The sequence below is a fragment of the Candidatus Sulfotelmatobacter sp. genome (assembly GCA_036500765.1).
Lineage (GTDB): Bacteria > Acidobacteriota > Terriglobia > Terriglobales > Acidobacteriaceae > Sulfotelmatobacter.
On record DASYBM010000004.1, the window covers coordinates 614,848 to 635,400 of the forward strand.

Annotated in this window: 22 protein-coding genes; 5 read left to right on the plus strand and 17 right to left on the minus strand. The window is 57.6% G+C overall.

Going from position 1 to position 20,553, the window contains the following annotated elements; genetic code table 11:
• Positions 1 to 39: 39 nt before the first annotated feature.
• From VGM18_05530 to hpnA, 10 genes are all read right to left on the minus strand, one after another.
• Complete coding sequence (locus tag VGM18_05530; protein ID HEY3972443.1) at positions 40 to 240, minus strand: hypothetical protein; 201 nt, start codon at positions 238 to 240, stop codon at positions 40 to 42.
• A gap of 333 nt (positions 241 to 573) precedes the next feature.
• On the minus strand, positions 574 to 1,413 hold the full coding sequence (locus VGM18_05535; GenBank protein ID HEY3972444.1) for a tetratricopeptide repeat protein: 840 nt from the start codon (positions 1,411 to 1,413) through the stop codon (positions 574 to 576).
• Between the two features lie 224 nt (positions 1,414 to 1,637).
• Entirely contained in the window at positions 1,638 to 2,375 is a 738-nt protein-coding gene (pal, locus tag VGM18_05540) for a peptidoglycan-associated lipoprotein Pal (GenBank protein ID HEY3972445.1), read from the minus strand.
• Positions 2,376 to 2,433: 58 nt separating this feature from the next.
• Positions 2,434 to 3,708 (minus strand): Tol-Pal system beta propeller repeat protein TolB, encoded by a 1,275-nt coding sequence (gene tolB / locus VGM18_05545; protein HEY3972446.1) that lies wholly within the window; start codon positions 3,706 to 3,708, stop codon positions 2,434 to 2,436.
• A 344-nt stretch (positions 3,709 to 4,052) separates the two neighbouring features.
• Entirely contained in the window at positions 4,053 to 4,859 is an 807-nt protein-coding gene (locus VGM18_05550; protein HEY3972447.1) for a TonB family protein, read from the minus strand.
• Positions 4,843 to 5,271, minus strand: a complete 429-nt coding sequence (locus tag VGM18_05555; GenBank protein ID HEY3972448.1) for a biopolymer transporter ExbD — start codon at positions 5,269 to 5,271, stop codon at positions 4,843 to 4,845. The genes VGM18_05550 and VGM18_05555 overlap by 17 nt, the downstream gene beginning before the upstream one ends.
• Positions 5,271 to 5,987 carry a MotA/TolQ/ExbB proton channel family protein gene (locus VGM18_05560; GenBank protein ID HEY3972449.1) on the minus strand — a complete coding sequence of 239 codons (717 nt, stop codon included), beginning with the start codon at positions 5,985 to 5,987 and terminating at the stop codon, positions 5,271 to 5,273. Before VGM18_05560 ends, VGM18_05555 begins: the two co-directional genes overlap by 1 nt.
• Positions 5,988 to 6,117: 130 nt before the next feature.
• Positions 6,118 to 6,651: a hypothetical protein gene (locus tag VGM18_05565; GenBank protein HEY3972450.1), complete on the minus strand. Its 534-nt coding sequence runs from the start codon at positions 6,649 to 6,651 to the stop codon at positions 6,118 to 6,120.
• Positions 6,648 to 7,370 carry a hypothetical protein gene (locus tag VGM18_05570; protein HEY3972451.1) on the minus strand — a complete coding sequence of 241 codons (723 nt, stop codon included), beginning with the start codon at positions 7,368 to 7,370 and terminating at the stop codon, positions 6,648 to 6,650. Before VGM18_05570 ends, VGM18_05565 begins: the two co-directional genes overlap by 4 nt.
• A 133-nt stretch (positions 7,371 to 7,503) precedes the next feature.
• Positions 7,504 to 8,505, minus strand: a complete 1,002-nt coding sequence (gene hpnA / locus VGM18_05575) for a hopanoid-associated sugar epimerase (protein HEY3972452.1) — start codon at positions 8,503 to 8,505, stop codon at positions 7,504 to 7,506.
• A 287-nt stretch (positions 8,506 to 8,792) separates the two neighbouring features.
• On the opposite strand from hpnA, the gene VGM18_05580 reads away from it, so the two are divergent.
• The 3 genes from VGM18_05580 (at position 8,793) to VGM18_05590 (ending at position 11,000) form a co-directional block, all read left to right on the plus strand.
• On the plus strand, positions 8,793 to 9,557 hold the full coding sequence (locus VGM18_05580; protein HEY3972453.1) for a hypothetical protein: 765 nt from the start codon (positions 8,793 to 8,795) through the stop codon (positions 9,555 to 9,557).
• Positions 9,554 to 9,916, plus strand: a complete 363-nt coding sequence (locus tag VGM18_05585) for a hypothetical protein (protein HEY3972454.1) — start codon at positions 9,554 to 9,556, stop codon at positions 9,914 to 9,916. The genes VGM18_05580 and VGM18_05585 overlap by 4 nt, the downstream gene beginning before the upstream one ends.
• A gap of 88 nt (positions 9,917 to 10,004) precedes the next feature.
• Positions 10,005 to 11,000, plus strand: a complete 996-nt coding sequence (locus tag VGM18_05590) for a hypothetical protein (GenBank protein ID HEY3972455.1) — start codon at positions 10,005 to 10,007, stop codon at positions 10,998 to 11,000.
• A gap of 86 nt (positions 11,001 to 11,086) precedes the next feature.
• Here the strand turns inward: VGM18_05590 and shc are convergent, their stop codons facing one another.
• From shc to VGM18_05615, 5 genes are all read right to left on the minus strand, one after another.
• Positions 11,087 to 13,069: a squalene--hopene cyclase gene (shc, locus tag VGM18_05595; GenBank protein ID HEY3972456.1), complete on the minus strand. Its 1,983-nt coding sequence runs from the start codon at positions 13,067 to 13,069 to the stop codon at positions 11,087 to 11,089.
• 76 nt (positions 13,070 to 13,145) lie between these two features.
• Positions 13,146 to 13,400 (minus strand): hypothetical protein, encoded by a 255-nt coding sequence (locus VGM18_05600; protein HEY3972457.1) that lies wholly within the window; start codon positions 13,398 to 13,400, stop codon positions 13,146 to 13,148.
• 48 nt (positions 13,401 to 13,448) lie between these two features.
• A complete protein-coding gene (locus tag VGM18_05605) occupies positions 13,449 to 14,438 on the minus strand; it encodes a 4-hydroxy-3-methylbut-2-enyl diphosphate reductase (GenBank protein ID HEY3972458.1) in 990 nt (329 codons plus the stop codon).
• Between the two features lie 227 nt (positions 14,439 to 14,665).
• Positions 14,666 to 15,052, minus strand: coding sequence for a type II toxin-antitoxin system VapC family toxin (locus VGM18_05610; GenBank protein HEY3972459.1), 387 nt, complete (start codon positions 15,050 to 15,052; stop codon positions 14,666 to 14,668).
• Positions 15,053 to 15,058: 6 nt separating this feature from the next.
• On the minus strand, positions 15,059 to 15,289 hold the full coding sequence (locus VGM18_05615; protein ID HEY3972460.1) for a type II toxin-antitoxin system prevent-host-death family antitoxin: 231 nt from the start codon (positions 15,287 to 15,289) through the stop codon (positions 15,059 to 15,061).
• Positions 15,290 to 15,467: 178 nt separating this feature from the next.
• Between VGM18_05615 and VGM18_05620 the strand changes: the two genes are divergently transcribed.
• Both VGM18_05620 and VGM18_05625 read left to right on the plus strand, forming a co-directional pair.
• Positions 15,468 to 16,922: a beta-propeller fold lactonase family protein gene (locus tag VGM18_05620; protein HEY3972461.1), complete on the plus strand. Its 1,455-nt coding sequence runs from the start codon at positions 15,468 to 15,470 to the stop codon at positions 16,920 to 16,922.
• Positions 16,923 to 17,247: 325 nt separating this feature from the next.
• Positions 17,248 to 18,051: a TonB family protein gene (locus VGM18_05625; GenBank protein ID HEY3972462.1), complete on the plus strand. Its 804-nt coding sequence runs from the start codon at positions 17,248 to 17,250 to the stop codon at positions 18,049 to 18,051.
• Positions 18,052 to 18,179: 128 nt separating this feature from the next.
• On the opposite strand, the gene VGM18_05630 is transcribed toward VGM18_05625, so the two are convergent.
• Positions 18,180 to 19,973 (minus strand): DNA repair protein RecN, encoded by a 1,794-nt coding sequence (locus VGM18_05630; GenBank protein HEY3972463.1) that lies wholly within the window; start codon positions 19,971 to 19,973, stop codon positions 18,180 to 18,182.
• 154 nt (positions 19,974 to 20,127) lie between these two features.
• A complete protein-coding gene (locus VGM18_05635; protein HEY3972464.1) occupies positions 20,128 to 20,523 on the minus strand; it encodes a VOC family protein in 396 nt (131 codons plus the stop codon).
• Positions 20,524 to 20,553 lie beyond the last annotated feature (30 nt).

The window sequence follows — 20,553 nt, forward strand, 5'->3', positions numbered from 1 at the left end:
GAGGGCCTTTCCATTGTTGCGACTCCTCAACAAGCACGTCTACGCTGTTTTCGTTTCCGGCTCGCCGCTATGTTCCGGATTTTGCCCAGGTTCGGGAAAATCGGAGTCCGCATCTTTCAAGATTGGGTCCTGATCGCGATGGCCCAGTTGTTCTTGCAGGCCAACGTTGCCCGCCTCCTTGTGATCCTCAGCTTCGGTCGCACCCTTCGCCGTATCCTGATCGCGTGTAGTGTTTGGCATCTCGTACCTCTTGCATTGACTCTGACGAACCCACTCTATTACTAGACCGATTTGAATCCTATAGTGGTAAATTAGGAGAGGTTCGCCGGAGACAAGGTATATGAGGCGCTGTCTTTCCTTAACGATATTGGCTGTTTGGTGCAGCGCAACCGCCTGGGCGGCGCAGTCGCAGCCAAGGTTCATTCCAGTCAAGGCAAACCCGCACCATGTCACTCGCCATCATGCCCACAAGGCTGCAAGGCATCGCGCTCCCAAGCGGCGTCGGCGGCGCCACGCCATCTGATGAAAACCGCACGGACGAATGCGTCCGTTGCTACGCAATTATTCGCGCGCTTACCTTCCCGAGGTCGCTGCTCCAAGCTTGCGTAACCGGTCCTTGGCCTGCAACGCCTCTGGAGACCGCGGATAGCGCTGGATCACGCGCTTCAACTCGCTAACTCCATCATCCTGTTTGCCCAGTTCAATCAGGGCGAATCCCTTCTTCAACTCCGCTGACGCGGCTTTATTTCCGCTGGGAAAATTCTGCAATACCGCGTCATAGCTCTCCGCCGCCTGCTGGTAGTTGCCCTGGCGAAATTGAATCTCGCCTAGATAGAAATAGCAATTTCCCGCCAGATCGGTATTGGGATAGTACTTGATGTAGTCGGAACACTCCTGCAACGCGAGATCATTCTTGCCACCGTTGTAATCGCGCAAGGCATTGTTGTAGAGAACGTCCGGTGGGGGAGCGTTCTTGAGCGCGTCCGCCGCTGCCACCTGGGTTGCCTGTTGGGCCGCCAGACTCTGCTGCCCCGCCTGCATGTCATCGAGTTGCTTGGACACCTTTGCCAGACGGGCTTTCAGTTCGTCCATGGTGTCGTTCAGCGCCTGGATCTGGCCGGAAAGTTGGTCGGTCTTCGATCCGCCATCGGCCTGCTGCCTGGCCAGCGTTGTCTGCAACGCGTTGAGGGCAGTCGCCACTTTGTTGACGGCGTCGGTGTCCTGCTCCACCAGATTTTTCATCACGCCCATGCGCTCGTCAAAGCTGCGCTGCATGGCCGTCATCTGTTCCTGGAGTTGCTGCACTTGCGTCTGCAACTGCACCATGTCTTTGTTCGCGGGCCAAGCCGGAGTCACGCTGATTACGAACACCATCAGCACTGCGAGGAATGCGGAGTTGCGGTTTATTTTCATAGAGATTCGCTGACCTTCGCTTTTAGTACCAAAGCGTTTAGATGCCTGGATTGTCTGCTTCGATGGTCTGCTTCGATTGTCCCACAGGCGGGAAACGATTCCACGCAGAAAGGAGACCCGGAACCGAAAGTCTCAACGGTACCGCGGCGCACACGCCCACTCACTCGTGCCGAAAAAGCGGCGGGAGACGCCGCACCGGCGTCCCCCACCCACGAGCAGTTTCACTACTTCTGGTAAACCAAATGCCCACGGCGGTTCTGCTGCCAGCAAGCTTCGTTGCTTTCGGTGCAGAACGGTTTTTCCTTACCGTAGCTGATGGTCTTGATGCGGCTCGGGCTGATGCCCACGGCGGTGAGTACGTTCTTCACCGCACTGGCGCGCTGGTCGCCCAGAGCCAGGTTGTAATCGGTCGAGCCCCGTTCGTCGCAGTGTCCTTCGATGGTCACATTAATGTTGGGATGCTGATTGAGGAACGCCGCGTCAGCCTGCACCGAACTCTGCTGGTCGCTGCGAACATCGGACTTGTCGTAGTCGAAGTAAATATCCTTGATGTTCTGGCTGAACAAGTCTTCATCGGTCACCGTGGGCGCCGGCGGCGGAGGCGGCGGCGGTGCCTGCGTCACGGTGAGCCGCGCGGTCGCTTCCTGCGAACCGCCAGCTCCCTTGGCGACCAGGTGGTACGTCGTGGAATCGGTTGGCGAGACGCTTTGCGAACCGTTGGGCTGCACCGCGCCGATGCCGTCGATCGACACATCGGTCGCATTGCTGGTTTGCCACGTCAGCGAAGCGGACTGCCCCGCCTGAATGGAATTCGGATTCACTGAAATCGAAGCCGTGGGCGCCGGCGGCGGCGGGGGCGGTGGTGGCGGGGGCGGCGTCGCCTTCTTTTTGCAAGCGCCCAGCGTGAGAAGAGCTGCGAGTGCACAGATGAGAAACAGCCATTTCATACTTTGTTGCTTCACTTTTATTTCCTCCCGGGACCCCGAAGGTCGCCCTCCGAAGTCAGACGAAGTGTATTCACTATTTCCAACTCCAATTCGGCTGCGAGTTATGTCCTGTAAAAGTCAGTTGTTGAATCTTACTGCCGTCGGCAAGCATGCTCCAGAGTTGGAGAGTGCCGGAGCGATTCGATTGAAACACAATATGCCGCCCATCCGGCGACCACGAAGGAAAATCGTTGCGCCCGCCATCGTGCGTGAGCTGCACCCATTGCTTGCTGGCAATATCCATCAGATAAATATCCGATGCTCCCGGCTCGCCGGGGCCATATTTCCGCACCCAGGCAAAACAAAGAAATTGTCCGTTCGGCGCCCAACTTGGAGACACAGCGTATCCTTGATCGGTCATGCGCTGCAAGTTCGTGCCGTCGCCTTCCATGGAATAGATCTGCGGCAATCCGGTGCGCCCGCTGACAAAAGCAATTTGCCCATTGGTCTTGCGGTTCCAAACCGGCGAAACGTCCGGCCCCTTCCCCGTTGTCACACGCCGCAAGTTTCCGCCCGACGCGTCGGCCACATAAATTTCCGGTTCACCGCTGCGCGACGACGAAAGTGCCAGCTTCAACCCGTCCCCCGACCACGCCGGCGAAAGGTTCGTCCCGCCCAGGTGAGGAAAACTCACCGGCCGGTTCAGGTCGAGTGAGTACATCATGATCTCCCAGCCGGTTTTGGTCAGGCTGCTGAAGGCGACGCGCGAACCATCGGGCGAAACTCGCGGCGACAGCGAAATCGAGCCCAACCGCGTGATCTGGTGCTGGTTGGAGCCATCGTAATCCATCGCCCATATTTCCTTGTGTCCGGTTCGGTCGCTGACAAAATAAATCTGCGTCTCGGCGATGCCCTGAATGCCGCCGCCCAGCCGGAAGATGATCTCATCGGCGAACTTGTGCGCCATCAGTCGCGCCACCGCGTCGCTCGCCGTATCCGAGTACTGCTTGCCGAGAACTTGCGGCGTCTGGGCATTCTTCACGTCATAGAGCCAGCCCTGCACCGTGAGTCTTCCGCCAGCCACTCCCAGATTTCCAAACGCCAGCATGGCCGCATTGGGAGGCGGCACGTTCCAGGCCAGCAGATTAACTTCGGGGGGCTGTCCTGGAACCTGTAAGGGATAAAAACTCTTCGAAACCAGTTCGACGATGCCGGAGACGTCGAGGTCGTTCCACAGCGTATCGTTGAAAGTCTTGACCAGTGCGGCGTTCTGCGGATCGGCGTTCGCAGGTTTAAAGTCCGGCACCGCCAGCCGAACCTTCTCCACGCCCAGGCTTGTGCCGGTCTTAACCCAGTCTTGGGCAAGCATGTTAGAGGAGAGAAGGCAGCAGGCGAGCATAACCGCGAGCAGCGCGTCGCGGACAGCAATGAGCCCTCGCCGGGAAGTAGGTCTAGCGCTTTCGTCCATCCGTGTGGGGTTGAAACGTACCGGGGTAAAACATACGACGAACGACAATATCGTATCACGATATGAATTGCTTGGCAAGGTTCCTTCCCTTTTTGCACTCATTACGGGAGCCGTTCTTCAGGCGAAGCATCTCCCGCGCACTGGCTCCGTCATTTTTTCCCCGGATACAATCCTGCAACCGCATTGTGCTCTCTTTCGCAGATTGCGAAACCTACTCGATAGTGCATGCTGTTGACCGCCCAGGTTCACTTCTTGTAATCGAACCAAAATTCCACCGTGATCTTGCTGCCCGGATATTCCGCCGGCAAGGGACCGAAAGTATCAATGCGCTGCAACGCCCGCGCCGCCGAAACATCCAGCGAAGGTACGCCACTGGATTGCTCCACCTGCACGTTCGCTGGATGCCCATCGCGCATCACATCGAACGTGATGTAGACCCGTTGCGCCGTCGTGATTCGGGGATCGACTTCGTACCGCAGCCAGTTGTCCGACACCTTCTGCTGAATCACGTGCACGTAGTAAGCATATTTCGTGCCAAAGTCGCCGCCGCCGCCGGCCACTCCGAATCCGCCCTTCGCACCCGCCGCGCTAAACGTTCCATACGGGCCGCTGACCGGCCCGCCTTCACCAAACGCAACCTGATTATTCTCTTCCTCCGGCGGCGGCGCTTGCGTCTTATCTTTGGTTACCGTCTGGGGTTTCTTCTTTGGTTTTATTTTTGCGTTCTTGCCCTGAATATCGATCGCATCCGGCTCTTTTTCTTCCACCTTGGGCTGCGATTGTGTGATCCCTTTCGACTCATTCGCAAGTACATTCTGCGTTTGTGTGGGATTGGCCGGCAGCGGCACCGTGCTTACCAGCGTCGCCCCGATCGCTTCTCCACTTCCCCCCCCACCCCAGGTATCGCCTGACGTTCGTCCCGCCCAGGTCGAGTACAGGAGCAGCGCCGCCGTAATTCCGATATGGAAGCCGGCCGACCACGCCAGGGCGCGGCCCCATCGGTCATGCTCGAAATAAATCTCGGGTTCGAGAGCCCTAATGTCTGCTGCCATTTTGCTCGAGAGGCTGTGTCACGATGCTGACATTGGTAATTCCCGCATGTTTCACCGCATCCATGACGGTAGCGAAAGCGCCGAAGGGGACATTTTCGTCGGCGCGCACAAAAATAAACTGGTTCCGAGGATCGCGAATCTTCTGCCGAAGCTTGGTCGCGATCTCATTGATATTGATGGCATCGTTTCCCAGAAAGACGCGCTGATCTTTGTTGATCGTGATCACCAGCCGCTCTTCCGTGATCTCTTTCACAGTCCGCGTTTTCGGGACGCTGACATCAATGCCCGATTGCAGCACCGGCGCCGTCACCATGAAGATGATCAGCAGCACCAGCACCACATCCACCAGCGGAGTGATGTTGATGTCGGCCAGCGCCGACTGCGTGCGTCCGTTGGAAGCCGTAAACGCCATCAGCGCCTCACATCCGCCGGCATGGTGGCGGTTGCGTGCTGGCTGTGCTCCACGGCGTTCAGAAACTCGAGGGCAAAATCGTCGCTGCGCGCAGCCATCTCGCGAATCGAAGCGCCAATCAGGTTATAAGCAATCACCGCCGGAATCGCCGCCGCCAATCCCGCGGCAGTGGTGATCAGTGCTTCGGAAATTCCCGGCGCCACCGCCCGCAACGTCGCCGCTCCCGCGGTTCCCAACCCGTGAAACGCATCGATAATGCCCCAGACTGTGCCGAACAATCCGACAAACGGCGTGACCGCGGCCGTGATGGCCAGCCAGGGCACATTGCGCTCCAGTCGCGTGATTCCCTCCGACGCGCCGATCTGCATGCCGCGCTGCAACGACAACAGATTGCGCACCGTGCCCGAGGCCGCCATCTGCCGCTTGTACTCATCGTAACCGCCTTCGAACACGCCGATCAGAGGACTCGGCCGGAATTGTTCGGCCACGGCGGCAATATCCTGCAATCGTTGTGCCTTGCGGAACGCACGCACGAAGCGCCCGCTCTGCATGCGCGCCCGCCGCAGCAAGCTCCATTTAGTCAGGATAATCGCCCAGGAAATCAGGCTGAAGGCTACCAGGCCAAGTAACACCAACTTGGCCACAGGGCCACTGTTGGAAATCATGTCGACGATTTCGCCGCCGACGAACACTGCTGGCAAAGGAAAGAAATGCATCGCGTTTGAGGAGAATGCCTTTCGGGATTATAGATGAACGGCCTGCCTACTTTTTCGCAGGTATCCGATCTGCCAACGACGTCCTTCCGATGATGATCCGGGTATGAAAACCTTCGGTCAACGAATCCTCTTAGTGGCTCGATCTTGGGTCGCTGTTGGTCAATGCGAACTGCACTTCCATCGAATCCAGATACGGCGAATCGAGCGGCGTGAAGTGCAGATCCTTTACCCGAATCACTACGTAAAATCCCTCTACTTTGATGACCCTCCTGGCGCGAATCGGCACCGGGCCAAGGCGGTTGGGGTCCAGCTTCCATAGATTGTTCTTCGCATCTTCGGAAGGTTCCTGGTTCGCCATCAGCAGATTGAAAAAAATGTCGTGATGGAAGTCTTTCAACCTTACCACCCAGGACGTAATGCGGTCGTCGCCGCCGGGCATCCGCGGTGTAATGCTCAGATCGTAACGGTCTTTGCCTGTGGAGTCCTTGATGGGCTCGTGATAATACGCGTTTTCCGGAGTAAGTTTCGCCTCGAACGTCTCTTCCGTGATACGCGTCGAACCCTGCCGGTAGCTCTCCGCATACAGGGTGGGCGTTGCGCTCTGGGCGAGGGAGGGCGTCGCCATCAGTATCCATGCGAGAACTGCGAGCGCGACACGATTCATTTCCGGTTCGCTTCCTCCATCGCACGATGCGCCGAACGGGTTATCATCGACGCCGTGTTCATGTTTCGCAACCAGTCGCATAAAACGTTCGAGGCGCGATGACTGTTCCGCGCCAGCTTTGCAACCTGCGGCCATAGCCACGGCCGCCACGCGGTAAACCACGCGAATCGACCTTCCAGAAACCGTCCGCTGGAATCGACGAAGCGGGACATATCTGGAAAAGTGAAATCGAATTCGTCGGAAATCACTTTCACTACCGCGAATCGTACGCCTCGCAACTCAGCCGCGCGCGCGACCGCTGCCGCTTCCATGTCGACGGCCTGCGCGGCATACGAATTTCGCAGTCTCGCCTTCTGCTCCGGACTTGCCACCGATCCGAAGGTCACCAGTACTCCCTCTCCGCGATCCAGTTGCACGCTGCTGCCGTCGCCGGCATTCATCACTCGCCGTGGCTGTAAAATGTGTCCAACCTTCAGAGCGGAGTCAATTGCTCCCGCAAAACCCGCGGAATATACCGCCTGCGGCGCGTACAGAGCGATCACCGCTTCGGCCGCGCGGCGAGCCGCTTCCGCCCCAATTCCTCCGCAAATCAGTACTATGTCATCTTTCTCGAAAAAACGAAGGCGGCGACCGTCGACATCCTTCTCGCTCACGCGCCACTGCTTCACCAGCGGACGAACTTCCCGCTCCAGCGCGGCGACGATGGCAACTCTAGGCATATCGGACTGGAAACCTCAGCGTAAAACCGTCTGTCATTTCGTCAGCGTAAAGCCGTTTGTCATTTCGAGCGAAGCGAAATGGCAAGCGCAGCGCGCCATTTTGCGAAGTCGAGAAACCTGCTTTTGCTGGAAGTTACACATAGCCATTCGCCCGGAACCATTCCACCGCCCGGCGCAGTGCCGCTTCGACTGGAACAATTTTCCATCCCAATTCGAGCTCGGCCTTGGCGGAGCTGGCAAACATTTTCTTCCTTCCCATGCGCACCGTATCGACTGTGGCCCGAGGCTCGCGGTGCAACAGCCGCCCGGTAATCGCTTCATCCACGATGCCGGTAGCGAACGCGAAGAAGTACGGCAACTTCACTCTCGGCGACGGCAGCCCGGTGATTTTGCCGAGCGTGTCGAGAATCTGCTTGAGCGTGAGGTCTTCTCCGCCCAAGATATACCGCTTACCGGACTTCCCTTTTTCCAGCGCTGCCACATGCCCCTGCGCGCAGACCTTCACATCAACGAGATTCAATCCGGTCTCGACGTACGCTGGAAACTTGCGCTTCATGAAATCGACCACAATCCGGCCCGTCGGCGTCGGCTTCACATCCTGCTCTCCCACCGGCGTCGTCGGATTCACCGTCACTACATGCATCCCGCTGCGCCCGGCCTCCAGCGCTAGCTGCTCCGCCATAAATTTCGACCGCTTGTAATGCCCGATCATATCGGCCAGCGACACCGGAGAATCTTCGTCCGCAGGCTGCCCGTTGCTATTGAACCCAATGGTCGCCACGCTCGACGTATAGACTACGCGCCGCACGCAATTCTTCCGCGCGGCGTCAAGAATCGCGCGGGTGCCCTCGACGTTGGAGCGGTACATTTCGTCTGGGTCGCGCACCCAGAGCCGGTAGTCGGCAGCCACGTGAAAAACCGTCTCGCATCCCGCCATCGCTTTTTCGAGGGAACCAGGGTCGCGCAGATCTCCGACCGCGGTCTCAGCCTTGAGCCCGCCTTTGTCCAGGCCCTCAAGGTTGCGCAGATTGCTGGTAGGTCGCACCAGCAGCCGCAGCTCCGCGCCCTGATCGGCGAGCGCACGCGCAACGTGCGAGCCGAGGAATCCGGTGGCGCCGGTGACGAAAGCGAGCATTCAGCATTCAGCATTCAGCACCCAGCGCACATTGTCAACACCGGGAAGGATTCGGTGGAAGTCTTGTTTGTTCGGCTTACGTAACAAAATAGGTTTCGCGGCGATCAAGGCATTCCCGCAGCGTCGTCAACACCACTGAGCATTCCCCGCAGTGGTTGAATCAGGGTTTTCGGCTTTCGTAACAAAATAGCCGATGACTGATCACACGGTAATTCTGGCCTATAGTGCGTTCGCAGGCTTACTATCGGAGCCACATGAAACCACCTTGGTCTTGGAGGAAGAAAACCTTGCATCGAAAAATTGATTCCCTCGTTCTGACGATACTTCTGTCGGCAGCCGTTCTGGCCTCGGGGCAGCGCGTTTCAGAGCCGATCCCAGATAACGTCAAGGCTCAACACAGAACCCTCTTCTCGCGCTATTTCTCCGGCACCAAGAATATCGAACAGGAAACGCTAGACGGGCATGATGTCAACACCACTGTGGAGCTAGATTCCTACTCCATAACCGACCCGGAGGCGATAAAGGAAGCCAGACGCAATCCCTATCCAAACATGAACCTACGGGGTGTCTCCTGCGACGCCGATGCGGTGGTAGTAGCAACACCAACGTCGGCGGAGGCAAATACGACTGCCGATGGGGGCGGGCTTTTCACCGATTACCGTTTTCAGGTCGAGTCTGTACTGAAGAACACGGGCGCGACCAAGCTTGAAAATTCCTCGATCATCGTAACCCGTCCTGGCGGACAAGCGACAATCAATGGCCGCAGCGTTCGGGTCAAGATTAACGATTTTCCTTTGTTTGTGATTGGCCGTCGGTATCTACTGTTTCTCGGACACCTGAAGGCCACTGACACGTTCGAAGCTTTTGGGGTTGGCTCGTTCGAGTTGACAAATGGGAGCGTCGCTCCCTTTAAGGCCAATACGTTTGGCCAATCTTCTATTCCCAGCCTCAGCAACGAGTCCGCGTTTCTGGCCGAAGTCAGGGCCGCCATTGCAGCATCTTGCAAGCGTCATTTCTCTCCCGTCCTAGGAAAGCAACCGGAGGGAATATGAAGAAAGCGTGGCTGCTTCTTGTGCTGTTTTTCCCAGCGTCGATCATGGCGCAATGCCCTTCGAACACCTCCGCTCATTTTGCCAAAAATACAACAATCTACTATTCCATAAATGCCAATATAGCTTCCAATGCGACCGAGAATAGCCAGATTCTAGCCGGTATAGACACGTGGAACTCGGCAAATGCCACTAATGGCTCCGGGATACAATTCGCTCCCGCAGCGGGCGTAATTCCACCTACTTGGTCTTTTACGAATGGAACCACGCCTGTAGGGGTTGTCGCTCAGACACAATTTAATACGTCCAATGGATTGACGACAAGTGCTACGACAACTATTGGTATCAAACACCCTAATTAGTGTCGGAGGGAGCCCCATCTTTAGCTCAACCTCGCCGGGATACTCAACGGCCTTCCAGAAAAATACCGAACATGAAATCGGCCACGGCATGGGCTTGAATGATGTTACATCCGCATGGGTGGCGGGTGACACTGTGATGAACCCGTTCGTGAACACCAACGACTCGGGAAACGACGTTGCCCTGAACCCAAGCACAGATCCCTGCGGCGACGCGAGGCTCGCTGGCGCCGCCATTGGCGGCACTGGTGGGGGCGGCGGAGGTGGAGGTGGAGGTGGCAGCGGCGGCGGGGGCGGAAGCGGCCAATGCAGCAATAGTCAGACTCAGTGCCCCAGCAATGAAACCTGGCAGGGCTATCCAATCTGTAGCTGCTCGACCTGTATGCCGCCTGAATCGGGCTGCCCGGCCGGTCAGGATTGGAACCCATTTCCCGCCTGCGCTTGCGTGATCGAAACTTCTCCCATCGTCATCGATACCACAGGCAATGGATTTCACTTCACGTCGGCGGAGGATGGGGTCATGTTTGACATCAGCGGCGACGGTTTCAAGATCAAGCTAGGCTGGCCGGCAGCCGATTCAGGAAATGGATGGCTTGCGCTGCCGCGCAATGGCCAGGTAACGACTGGGAAAGAACTGTTCGGCAATTTCACCCCTCAGCCCCCGTCGCTTCATCCCAACGGATTCTTGGCTCTGGCCGTCTATGACACGCCAGAAAATGGAGGAAACGGGGACGGCGTGATCGATGGGCGCGACTCCGTCTGGGAAAACCTCCGAATCTGGATTGACGAAAACTACGACGGAATCGCGCAACCTAATGAGTTGCACACGTTGCCATCGCTGGGTATCTACTCCATAAGCCTGGCGTATATCGATGTGGAATTCGCAGATGCGTTTGGTAACCGGTTTCGCTACAGGGGAACGGTAAATCCAAACGGTAGTCCGTTTGGAGACAACGTAAATCGAACCATCTATGATGTGGTCTTGGACACCCTGAAGACGGACGCGCAACGAGCATCTCAGCCTAGCTGCTCCCTGGCGCAGTCGAGGCCCGAGAAACGGCAAAACCCTTTCAAGTTGCTGGACTAACGGATGCCACGATTTGGGGAGGGAATTAAACTCCCTCCTCAGTCTTTTCGTTATTTCGCAGTTCTTTGGCTCAACACTAATTGCTGCTACCTTCCCGCCTTCTCCATCACCTTCCCATACGTGGTCAGCGCCAGCAGCGGGAAATAATCGCGGTAGAGGTGGTACATCAGATAGAACACGCGCGGGAAGCCGGTGCCGGTGAAGAACGGCTCGTCCCACGAGCCATCTTTTCTCTGCGTGCGCAGCAGGTAGGCCACGCCGCGCGCCACCGAGTCGCTGCGAATGTCGTTGGCCGCGAGCAGGCCCAGGACTGCCCACGCGGTCTGTGACGGCGTGCTCTCGCCCACTCCGCGCAGATTCGGATCGTCATACGATCCAACGGTTTCGCCCCAGCCGCCGTCGGCGTTCTGCACCATGCGCAGCCATTCCGCGCCCTGCTGAATGCAGGGCTCGTGCAAATCCATGCCAATCGCTTCCAGGCCGCGCAGCACCAGCGCCGTGCCGTAAATGTAATTCACGCCCCAACGCCCGAACCAACTGCCGTCCGGCTCCTGGGCTTTTTTCACGAAGGAGATCGCACGCTGCACCGCCGGATGCGTCTGGCTATAGCCGTAAGTCGCGAGCATCTCGAGGATGCGCCCTGTAATATCGACGGTCGGCGGATCGAGCATGGCGTTGTGATCGGCGAACGGGATGTACTGAAACACCATCTTGTCGTTATCTTTGTCGAACGACGCCCAGCCGCCGTTTTTGCACTGCATGGAAAAAATCCAGTCGATGGCGCGCTGCACCGACTCGCGCTGGTACCGTCCATTGGGATGTTCCACGCGGCTCAGCCCAAGGCAAACCATCGCGCTATCATCGACATCCGGATAAAACTCGTTGTTAAACTCGAAGTACCAGCCGCCCGGCTGCCCCGCCTTATTTTTGACTTTCCAGTCGCCGACGTTGCGGACTTGCTTCTGTAGAATCCAGTCGGCGCTTTTCACCATCCGCGGATCGTTCGTCGGCACGCCCGCCTCCCCCAACGCAAACAGCGCGTATGCCGTATCCCAGACCGGCGACATGCAGGGCTGCATGCGGAACGTATCTTCCTCTTCGATTCCCAGCCTCTCAAATTCATCCAGAGCGCGAATCACCTGCGGATCGTCCAGCGAATATCCCAGGCAGCGCAGCGCAATAATCGCGTTCATCATCGAGGGATAAATCGCGCCCAGGCCGTCGCTCATCTCGAAGCGCGCCAGCATCCACTTCTCGGCACTCTTCAACGCAATCGAGCGCAGGGGACGCACATGCACGCGCTCAAACCAATGCGTCATACGATCCAGCACCAGAAAGAAGTTCCGCCATGAAACCAGCTTCTTCGCCCAGTGCAGATGCATGCGCGACTTCTGCATCCCGCCGACAAATAATTCCTCTACACCCATCTCGCGCGGAATTTTCTTAAACGGCTTCTTGGCATAGCAGATCGAAAGCGGCACCAGAATGGCGCGCGACCACGAGGAAATTTCGTAAATATTGAACCAGAACCAGTTGGGAAACAGCACGATCTCCGGCGGAATCGCCGGCACCGCATCGTAATCATACTGCCCGAAGAAACAAAGATAGATCTTGGTGAATGTATTGACTTCGGTGACGCCGCCCATCTCCAGAATCTTCTTGCGGGCCCGCGCCAGCGCCGGATGGTCGGCCGCGTACCCGGCCAGCTTCAATCCGAAATAGGCCTTCACCGAAGCCGAAATATTCGAGGGCCCGGCCGCATAAATGCTCCAGCCGCCGTCTTCGTTTTGATGACGCAGAATCCAGTTCGCCGCCTTTTGAAATCTCTCCAGATTGCCGGTGCCGAGCAGAGTGTGCAGCAGAATGTAGTCCGACTCGAGCGTCGTGTCCGCTTCGAGTTCGCCGCACCAGTACCCTTCTTCGTGCCGCTGCGAGAACAAAAACTTGCGCGCCGCCGCCACGGCCGCGCTCACGCGCGCGCCGAGTCCCTCAATTTTTCCGAACGTAAGTTTGGGATTAGAACCCAGAGGTGCCGCAGCTATATGAGAATCGGGGGAGTTCGTGTCCATCAGTTCCTCAATTTCCGTTGCTCATTATTACGATCAATGCGCATTCAATGTGGACAGTGCGGCCTCTAGAAACGCTTCATTGCCCGCCTTCAAGTCGCTGGATGCGTTGTTCGTGGATTTCGGCGATGTGTAACAACCGTGCAGTACCCTCCGCGATGTCTTTCGTAAAGCCAGCTAAATTTTTTGTAACCCCGCCTAAATCTTTCGTAAAAGAGCCCAAATCCTTAAACGCGCTCCGAAGCTCAGCGATATCCTGGGTGAGAAGCTCAATACTTTGCGCCAAAGCCTCGTGGCGCTCCGTAAGCCGGTCAAGACGCTCATCAATGTTCATTTCCTAGCCTCCGAACCCAGCCTCTGAGTCACGTTCTCGACTCGCACTTTAATCCGCGGTTGCCACAGCCGGGGCCGCCGCGATCGCCTCAACAATCTCTGGCGGCAGCCCGAAGCGTACGTTTTCCGGCATCACTTCGAGTTCCTGCAAGTTGCCGAATCCCTTGTTGCGCAGAAACGCGACGGTCTCTTCCACCAGGCATTCGGGCGCCGAGGCCCCGGCCGTGAGCGCGATCGTCTTCACACCCTTTAACCACTCAGCCTCAATGTCATTGCAGCTATCGATGAGATGAGCGTTCGTGCCCAGATTCCGCGCCACCTCGACCAGCCGGTTCGAATTCGAACTATTCTCAGAACCTACGACGAGCAGCAAGTCGGCTTCAGAAGCCACCTGCTTCACGGCGACCTGCCGATTTTCCGTGGCATAACAGATATCCTGCGCCGCCGGACCCTTAATGTTGGGAAACTTTTTCTTCAGCGCCGCAATAATATCTTTGGTCTCATCCAGGCTCAGCGTCGTCTGAGTCAGATACGCGACGTGATCTGGATCGGGCACGGAAAGATGCTTCACCTGCTCCGGCGATCCCACCACCTGTGTCACCAGCGGCGCCTCGCCCAGCGTTCCGACCACCTCATCGTGATCCTTGTGCCCAATCAGGATGAGCGAATATCCTTCCTTGGCAAATTTCACCGCCTCGACGTGCACCTTCGTCACCAGAGGACAAGTCGCATCAATCACCCGCAAGCCGCGCCGCGCGCTATGCTCGCGCACCTCGGGCGAAACTCCGTGCGCGCTGTAGATAATGCGCTCCCCGTTCGGAACTTCGTCCTCACTGTCGACAAAAATCGCGCCCTTGCCGCGCAGCTCCTCGACCACAAAGCTGTTGTGGACGATCTCCTTACGCACATAAATCGGCGGCCCAAACGCCTCCAGCGCAATGCGGACCACATCAATTGCCCGCACCACCCCCGCGCAGAATCCACGCGGCTTGAGCAGCAGTAAAGTCTTTCCGTTACTCTTCGCTAGAACGCCTGTCATTGAACCCCTACTTATCGCTTTATAGACCTGTCGGTTAGATGCACCGGGATGCGCGAATCGGCGCAAAATTGCTACGTTTAGGATACACGATCCCCATTGTGATGATAGTTAATAAACTATCGGAAAGTACCGGGATGGTCAACGTAAGCCACAGAAACAGCGGGGATTAGCAGTGAATGGTGAAATCCGCACGGTGAAAGGTAAGGCTTGACGAGGCAGAGAAAGTCTTACGAGATACGGCGCAGTCCATAATCATCCAGCGCCCGATCATTGCTGACGATGGCGATCCCCTCGGCTTGCGCTTGCGCGATGAGCATGCGGTCGAAAGGATCTTTGTGCGGCCCGGGCAGCAGGCCCGCCCGGACGCCATGTTCGGCGCTGATCTCGAGAATCTCGATTCGCTGCAACGCCAAGTCCGCGACAAAATCCTGAACCAAGTCCACCGATGCCGGCAAGCGACCCAGGCGGACCTTAATCGCGATTCCCCAAGCCGACGCCGCACTTACTAGCGATGCGTTTGCCTCCCGCGCAATAGCGGTTCGTGCATTCTTCGAAAGCTGAGGATCGTCGGTCATCCACCAGATCAAAGTCTGAGTGTCCAACAGGAAGCGCATGCAGGCTTACCCCCAATGTTCCAACTCGTCCTGCGGCAGAGGTTCGAAGAACTCTGGTCCCAGCTTCACGCGTCCCTTCCAGGCTCCCGGTTTCCGGTTCCCATCCTGGCCTTCGATGGCTACCAACCGAACAACGGGTTTTGATCCGCGCGCAATCACGATCTCCTCGCCCTGGCATGCCTTTTCGATCAGACGCGAAAGATTGGTCTTGGCTTTGTGGATGGTGACTGTTTGCATATTAGCTAATATTTTTTAGCTAATCGTAGCGGTACGCGGGATGCCCGTCAATCGATTGCGCACCGCGCGGCGGCGCCGCGAACCGCCTGCTCTACAGCAAAATCCTCTCCAACTCGGGGATTCAAACCAGTCTCTAATTCCGGCGGAGGAGCTTACCGCTCAAAGCTTTTGAATACAAATGAGTCAAACAGTTCGCGCTTGCCTTGGCCTGAGTTCGGTTCTACTCCTGGCTGCATCGGCCTTTGCCACTACCCCCGTCGTTACCGTAACCAGCCCCGCCAATAACTCAACGGTCAGCGCCCCCACACATTTCGTCGCCACTGCTACCAGCTCTGGATGCTCGAAAGGGATCTCCGCCATCCGCATCTATTCGGCTCCGGGAGTTTCCGCGTACACCGTATCCGGTGGCAAGCTCAATGGTTACATCTCACTCGCCAATGGCACCTACAATACGGTCGTCCAGGCCTGGGATAACTGCGGAGGCGTCGCCAAGGCTAACGTCACCATCACCGTCAATGCTCAGTCCGCTCCCGCAGGATTCTTTTATCTGACTATGAGCAACTGGGTGCCCAATGGCGCCAACAACATCAACAACGTGATTGGCTACACAATCGTGGCGGGCGGAGATGGCGCTCTTGCGCAGACTCTGCAGGGCCCGGTAAACACGAACATATTCCCGATAGGTGCTGCGACGGATAAAGGTGGATACCGACTCTACGTCGCGGATTGGGACTCCGGCGACGTCTTCGCTTACTACATTTACGGGAATGACGGATATATCTATCCCGTGCCCGGATCGCCGTTTCCGGTGGGCCGCTCGGTGCAAGCTGTGGCGGTCTCTCCATCCGGGGATTATGTTTTCGCCGCCCGCAGCGAAAATGCGCCTGGCGATGGAATCGAAGTCTTCCAGGTTCAGTCCAACGGATCGCTGGTTCAGGCGCCGGGATCTCCTTATGCAACACAAAACGGTCCCTACGCCATGGTTGTGGATCCTAGCGGAAAGTTCTTGTACGTGGGCGATACCTCGAACTACATCGAAGCGTTTGCAATCAGCTCCAGCGGATATCTGACGCCGCTAGCAGGCTCGCCCTACCCGATGCCCCTGCCCAAGAATGGGTGCGGGGTTAACCCGAATGACACCATCGATTGGGCCGGCAAGTATCTGTATACGGCAGATCGCGGCGACAACTCCATATCCGGGTATGACATTAACAGCAGCAGCGGCGTCCCGACTGCGATTTCCGGCTCTCCGTGGTCCGCCGAGGGCGGCTGTATAGGAGGCATAAACCAATCAAACTTCAACCCCGATTCCCTTGCTATCGATGGAACGGGCAAATTCATGTACGCACACAATGGGGATAGCTTCTCTATTTCCATCTTCAGCATCAATCAATCCACCGGCGCTCTGACCTGGATTAAAGACACGGCGAATACAAGCGCCGGCGCTCTAGGGCCGATTCGTACCGATCCGACGGGCAATTATCTCTACACGTCTAGTTTTCAGGGAGGCATCGATGTGTATGTGATCAATCACACCACCGGGGATTTGACCGCAAGCCCCAGTTCGCCCATACCGATTCCTCCGGACGGAAACGCGTACTGGACCTCGTTTGCCGTAGCTCCCCCGCAATAAGCAACATCGCCGCGCCGCGTAGGACTTTTTTCCGCAAGTCCTACGCGCTGCGGCGACCGGACATGTAGAGCGCACACTCCTGTCCGCTGCTGTTGGTATTGCTCTTGACGTTGTCGGTCGTTCTTGCTTTTGATCTTCCGATCATTTGATCTTCCGATCAGAGGTCCAGCACCGCCCATTCGTGCCCCCTCCCCCCATCCCCGTGCCATTGCGATAAGCGCCCCGCTGACGCAACATGTTGACGCAACAAATACAAGACTCCCTCATGTTAGAGCTGAGACCAAGACCGACGTTCAGACCGATAACCGGGAACTCTCAAGCGAGAGTGGTCTCCGCGAACACGCAATCCCGCCGTTTGTTTCTGGCGCTGGTCCTGCTCCTGATCGCGCTCGCCGGAGTAGTGCTGAACGATCGGCAATTCTGGTTTGGTTCAGCGCCCGCGGGGCTTAACGACAGTTCGGCCACATTGGCAACGCCGGCGGTCATGGCGCCCGCCGTCGCAACAAAGAGAGCCGCAGCGCCAGTCACTGGAAGGCCAGTTTCCGCGCCTCCCACGCCAACAAAATCTGCCGTCGTTAACAGGAACCGCAGTACCGCTCCTGCGTCATCTGAGCCGCAGCCAGTCGACGCGGCGCCCGCCGTCACCCGCACGGTCCTGCCTCCGCTTGAAGTTGAAGTGGTAGCCGGGGACAAACACAGCACCATTCGCCCCGGCAGCAACGCGACTAAAGTTGAGATCACCCGTCCGGGGTCGGAGCCCCTCGCAGCCGCTACCAAGGCTGCCGAGCGCGAGCACCTCTCCGCCGACGTTTCCCAGACCGGCTCCCAGACTTCCTACCCGCTGCTGGCGCAGCACATGAACGTGCAGGGATCGGTGGTATTGCAAGCTCTCATCGGCGCCGACGGCGTAATTCAGCACATTAAGGTTGTTAACGGCCCCGCGATTCTCACCTCGGCAGCTGAACAAGCCGTACGCGAGTGGCGATTCAAACCCGTCCTTCAAAATGGCCAGGCAGTCGAGACTCAGGCCCGCATCACGGTCAATTTCAACATCAAAGTAGCCGATGGCTCCGCCAAAACTACGGTCGCCGAAAACGAACCCGGCCGCATTCAAGTCCTCTCTCGCTAATCGAAAAAACTCATGTGGCAGCGGACGCATTCGTCGCTCGCGCCAGCTTCGCAAAAAGGCCGGCCCCGGACGAATGCGTCCGGGGCCACGTGATTCGGCCTATTCCAGGGCCATGGAACTTGCAGGCCTCAGGCGTTGGCCCGGATCATCTGTTCCGCATGCTTGCGCGAAGTCTCGGTGAGTTTCGCTCCGCTGAGCATGCGCGCCACTTCCTCGGTTCGCTCCTCGCCCGCGACCTCGCGAATGCTGGTCCGCGCGCGCCCACTCGATTCCTTCTTCTCAATTACGTAATGGTGATCGCCAAACGTCGCGATCTGCGGCAGATGCGTCACGCACAATACCTGATTCGCGCGCGACAAAGCCTTCAACTTCTTCCCCACCGCCTCGGCCGCCCGCCCGCCGATCCCGGTATCAATCTCATCAAACACCAAAGTTCGCTGCGCGGCCGATTTCTCATGACCTTTGCGAGATAAATCCTGGGTACGAGACGAATTTTGGGTACTCCATTTTTCGCGCGTTCTGTGCGCGAGAAAGCCTGCCCTGAGCTTGTCGAAGGGTGGGAATTTCCCGGCCTCCACACTGGCCTTCAGCGCCAGCATAACCCGCGACAATTCCCCGCCCGACGCGATATGCTCCAATTGCCGCAACGGCTCGCCTGGATTGGTCGAGATCATATACAGCACTTGATCGATCCCCGATTCGCTCCAATTCCCTTCTTCCTCCGACGAAGTCATCTCTACCCGAAATGCCGACTTCATCGCCAGATCGTTGATCTCCGCCTCTACCAGCTTCTCCAGTCGCCGCGCCGCCTCCGCCCGCTTCTTCGAGAGCGTCCGCGCCGCGCGCAGATATTCCCCCGCCGCCTTCATCCACTCGCTGCGCAACTCCCGCAGAATTTCGTCTTTGTTCTCGACCTCCGACAACTTCCGCGAAACGTCGGCGCCGAAGGAAATAACGCCGTCGAGCGTCGGCCCATACTTCCGCTTCAGCCGATCGAGCAGCGCCAGCCGATCCTGCACTTGCGCCAGGTGTTCCGGCGAAGCCTGAATTCCTCCCGCATAATCGCGAACGGTCGCGCCTACGTCCTCTACGCTGATGCGTGCCGTCTCCAGCGCCGCGAGCGCTTCCTGAAATTTCGGCTCGTACCGCACCAACTCCTCGACCTGCTTCTGCGCCGCGCGCAGCGATGAGGCGGTCGATCCATTGCCTTCGTAGAGCAGATCGAACGCATTCATCGCTGCATTGTAAATTTTTTCCGCGTTGGCCAAGACGCGCTTTTCGGTCTCCAGGCTCTCGTCTTCCCCACTCTGCAAGCGCCCGTCATCGATCTCTTTTTTCTGGAAATTCCACAGGTCGACCAGTCGAAGCCGGTCTTGTTCTCCGTGCTCAAGTTGTTGGATGCGCGTGCGAATCTCCTTCCACGCCCCGAATACCGTCTCCACGGCCTCAAGTTGGCTGCCGGCAAACGCATCCAGCAGCGCCAATCGCGTGGGTCCGTCCGATGATGCCAGCGATTCGTTCTGGGCATGAATCGTCGCCAGATGCGGCGCCAGGAACCGCAACACCGCCACCGTCGCCGGCTGATTATTCACAAATACGCGCCCTTTGCCTCCGCTGGCAATTTCGCGCCGCAGTATTAAAGACCCGTCATCCGACTCGTCCAAACCGTTCGATTCGAGAATTTTCGCCAGCGGCCTTTCCGCAGCTCCTTCAATTTCAAACACCGCCGAGACCACCGCCCGCTCCGCCCCCATGCGAATCACATCGCTCGACGCCTTGTCGCCCAACAGCAACGCGAGCGCATCCACCAGAATCGACTTCCCCGCCCCGGTCTCACCCGTCAGCAGATTCAGGCCCTGGCCAAACTCCACCACAAGGTTGTCGATGACCGCATAGTTCTCCAGCCGCATTTCGATCAGCACAGTCGAGATCCTAAAGACCAAAAAGCATTGCGCAGCATACCACACCCATGTGGCGAGGGCCGCGTCGCCGTCCCGCGAGAGCTTCCCCTGAGCTTGTCGAAGGGGAGAAGCCGAGCGGCAGGCATGAAAAATCCCAGCCCAGAACAACGCATCGCTACTCCCCAATTGGCCGCCCGAAGAACAACACGTAGCCATCCGGATCGCTAATCTCGAAGCCGCGCAGCCCGGAACTCGTATCTTTCAACGGTGCACTGAACTCTGCGCCATGCTCGGCAAATTCGGCGGCGAGAGCGTCGGGGTCCGGGGCATAGACGAAGGCATCCCACAACATGTTCGGATGACGCTTGGGGTTCGGAAGCGGCGAGACATCCTTGTCGGCCTTAACGAAGATCTGCGCTCCGTCGCGGCCGACGATGGCGAAAAAAGGGTTCCGCTTCGGCTCCTTGAATCGCGTCTCAAACCCAAGCCGGTCGCAGTAAAATGCGATGCTTTGATCGACATCGCTGACGATAAAGAATGGCGAAATCGCCGTCGTTGTTGCTCGTGTCATAGGTTCTCCTGCCGCCGATCAATCGTAATC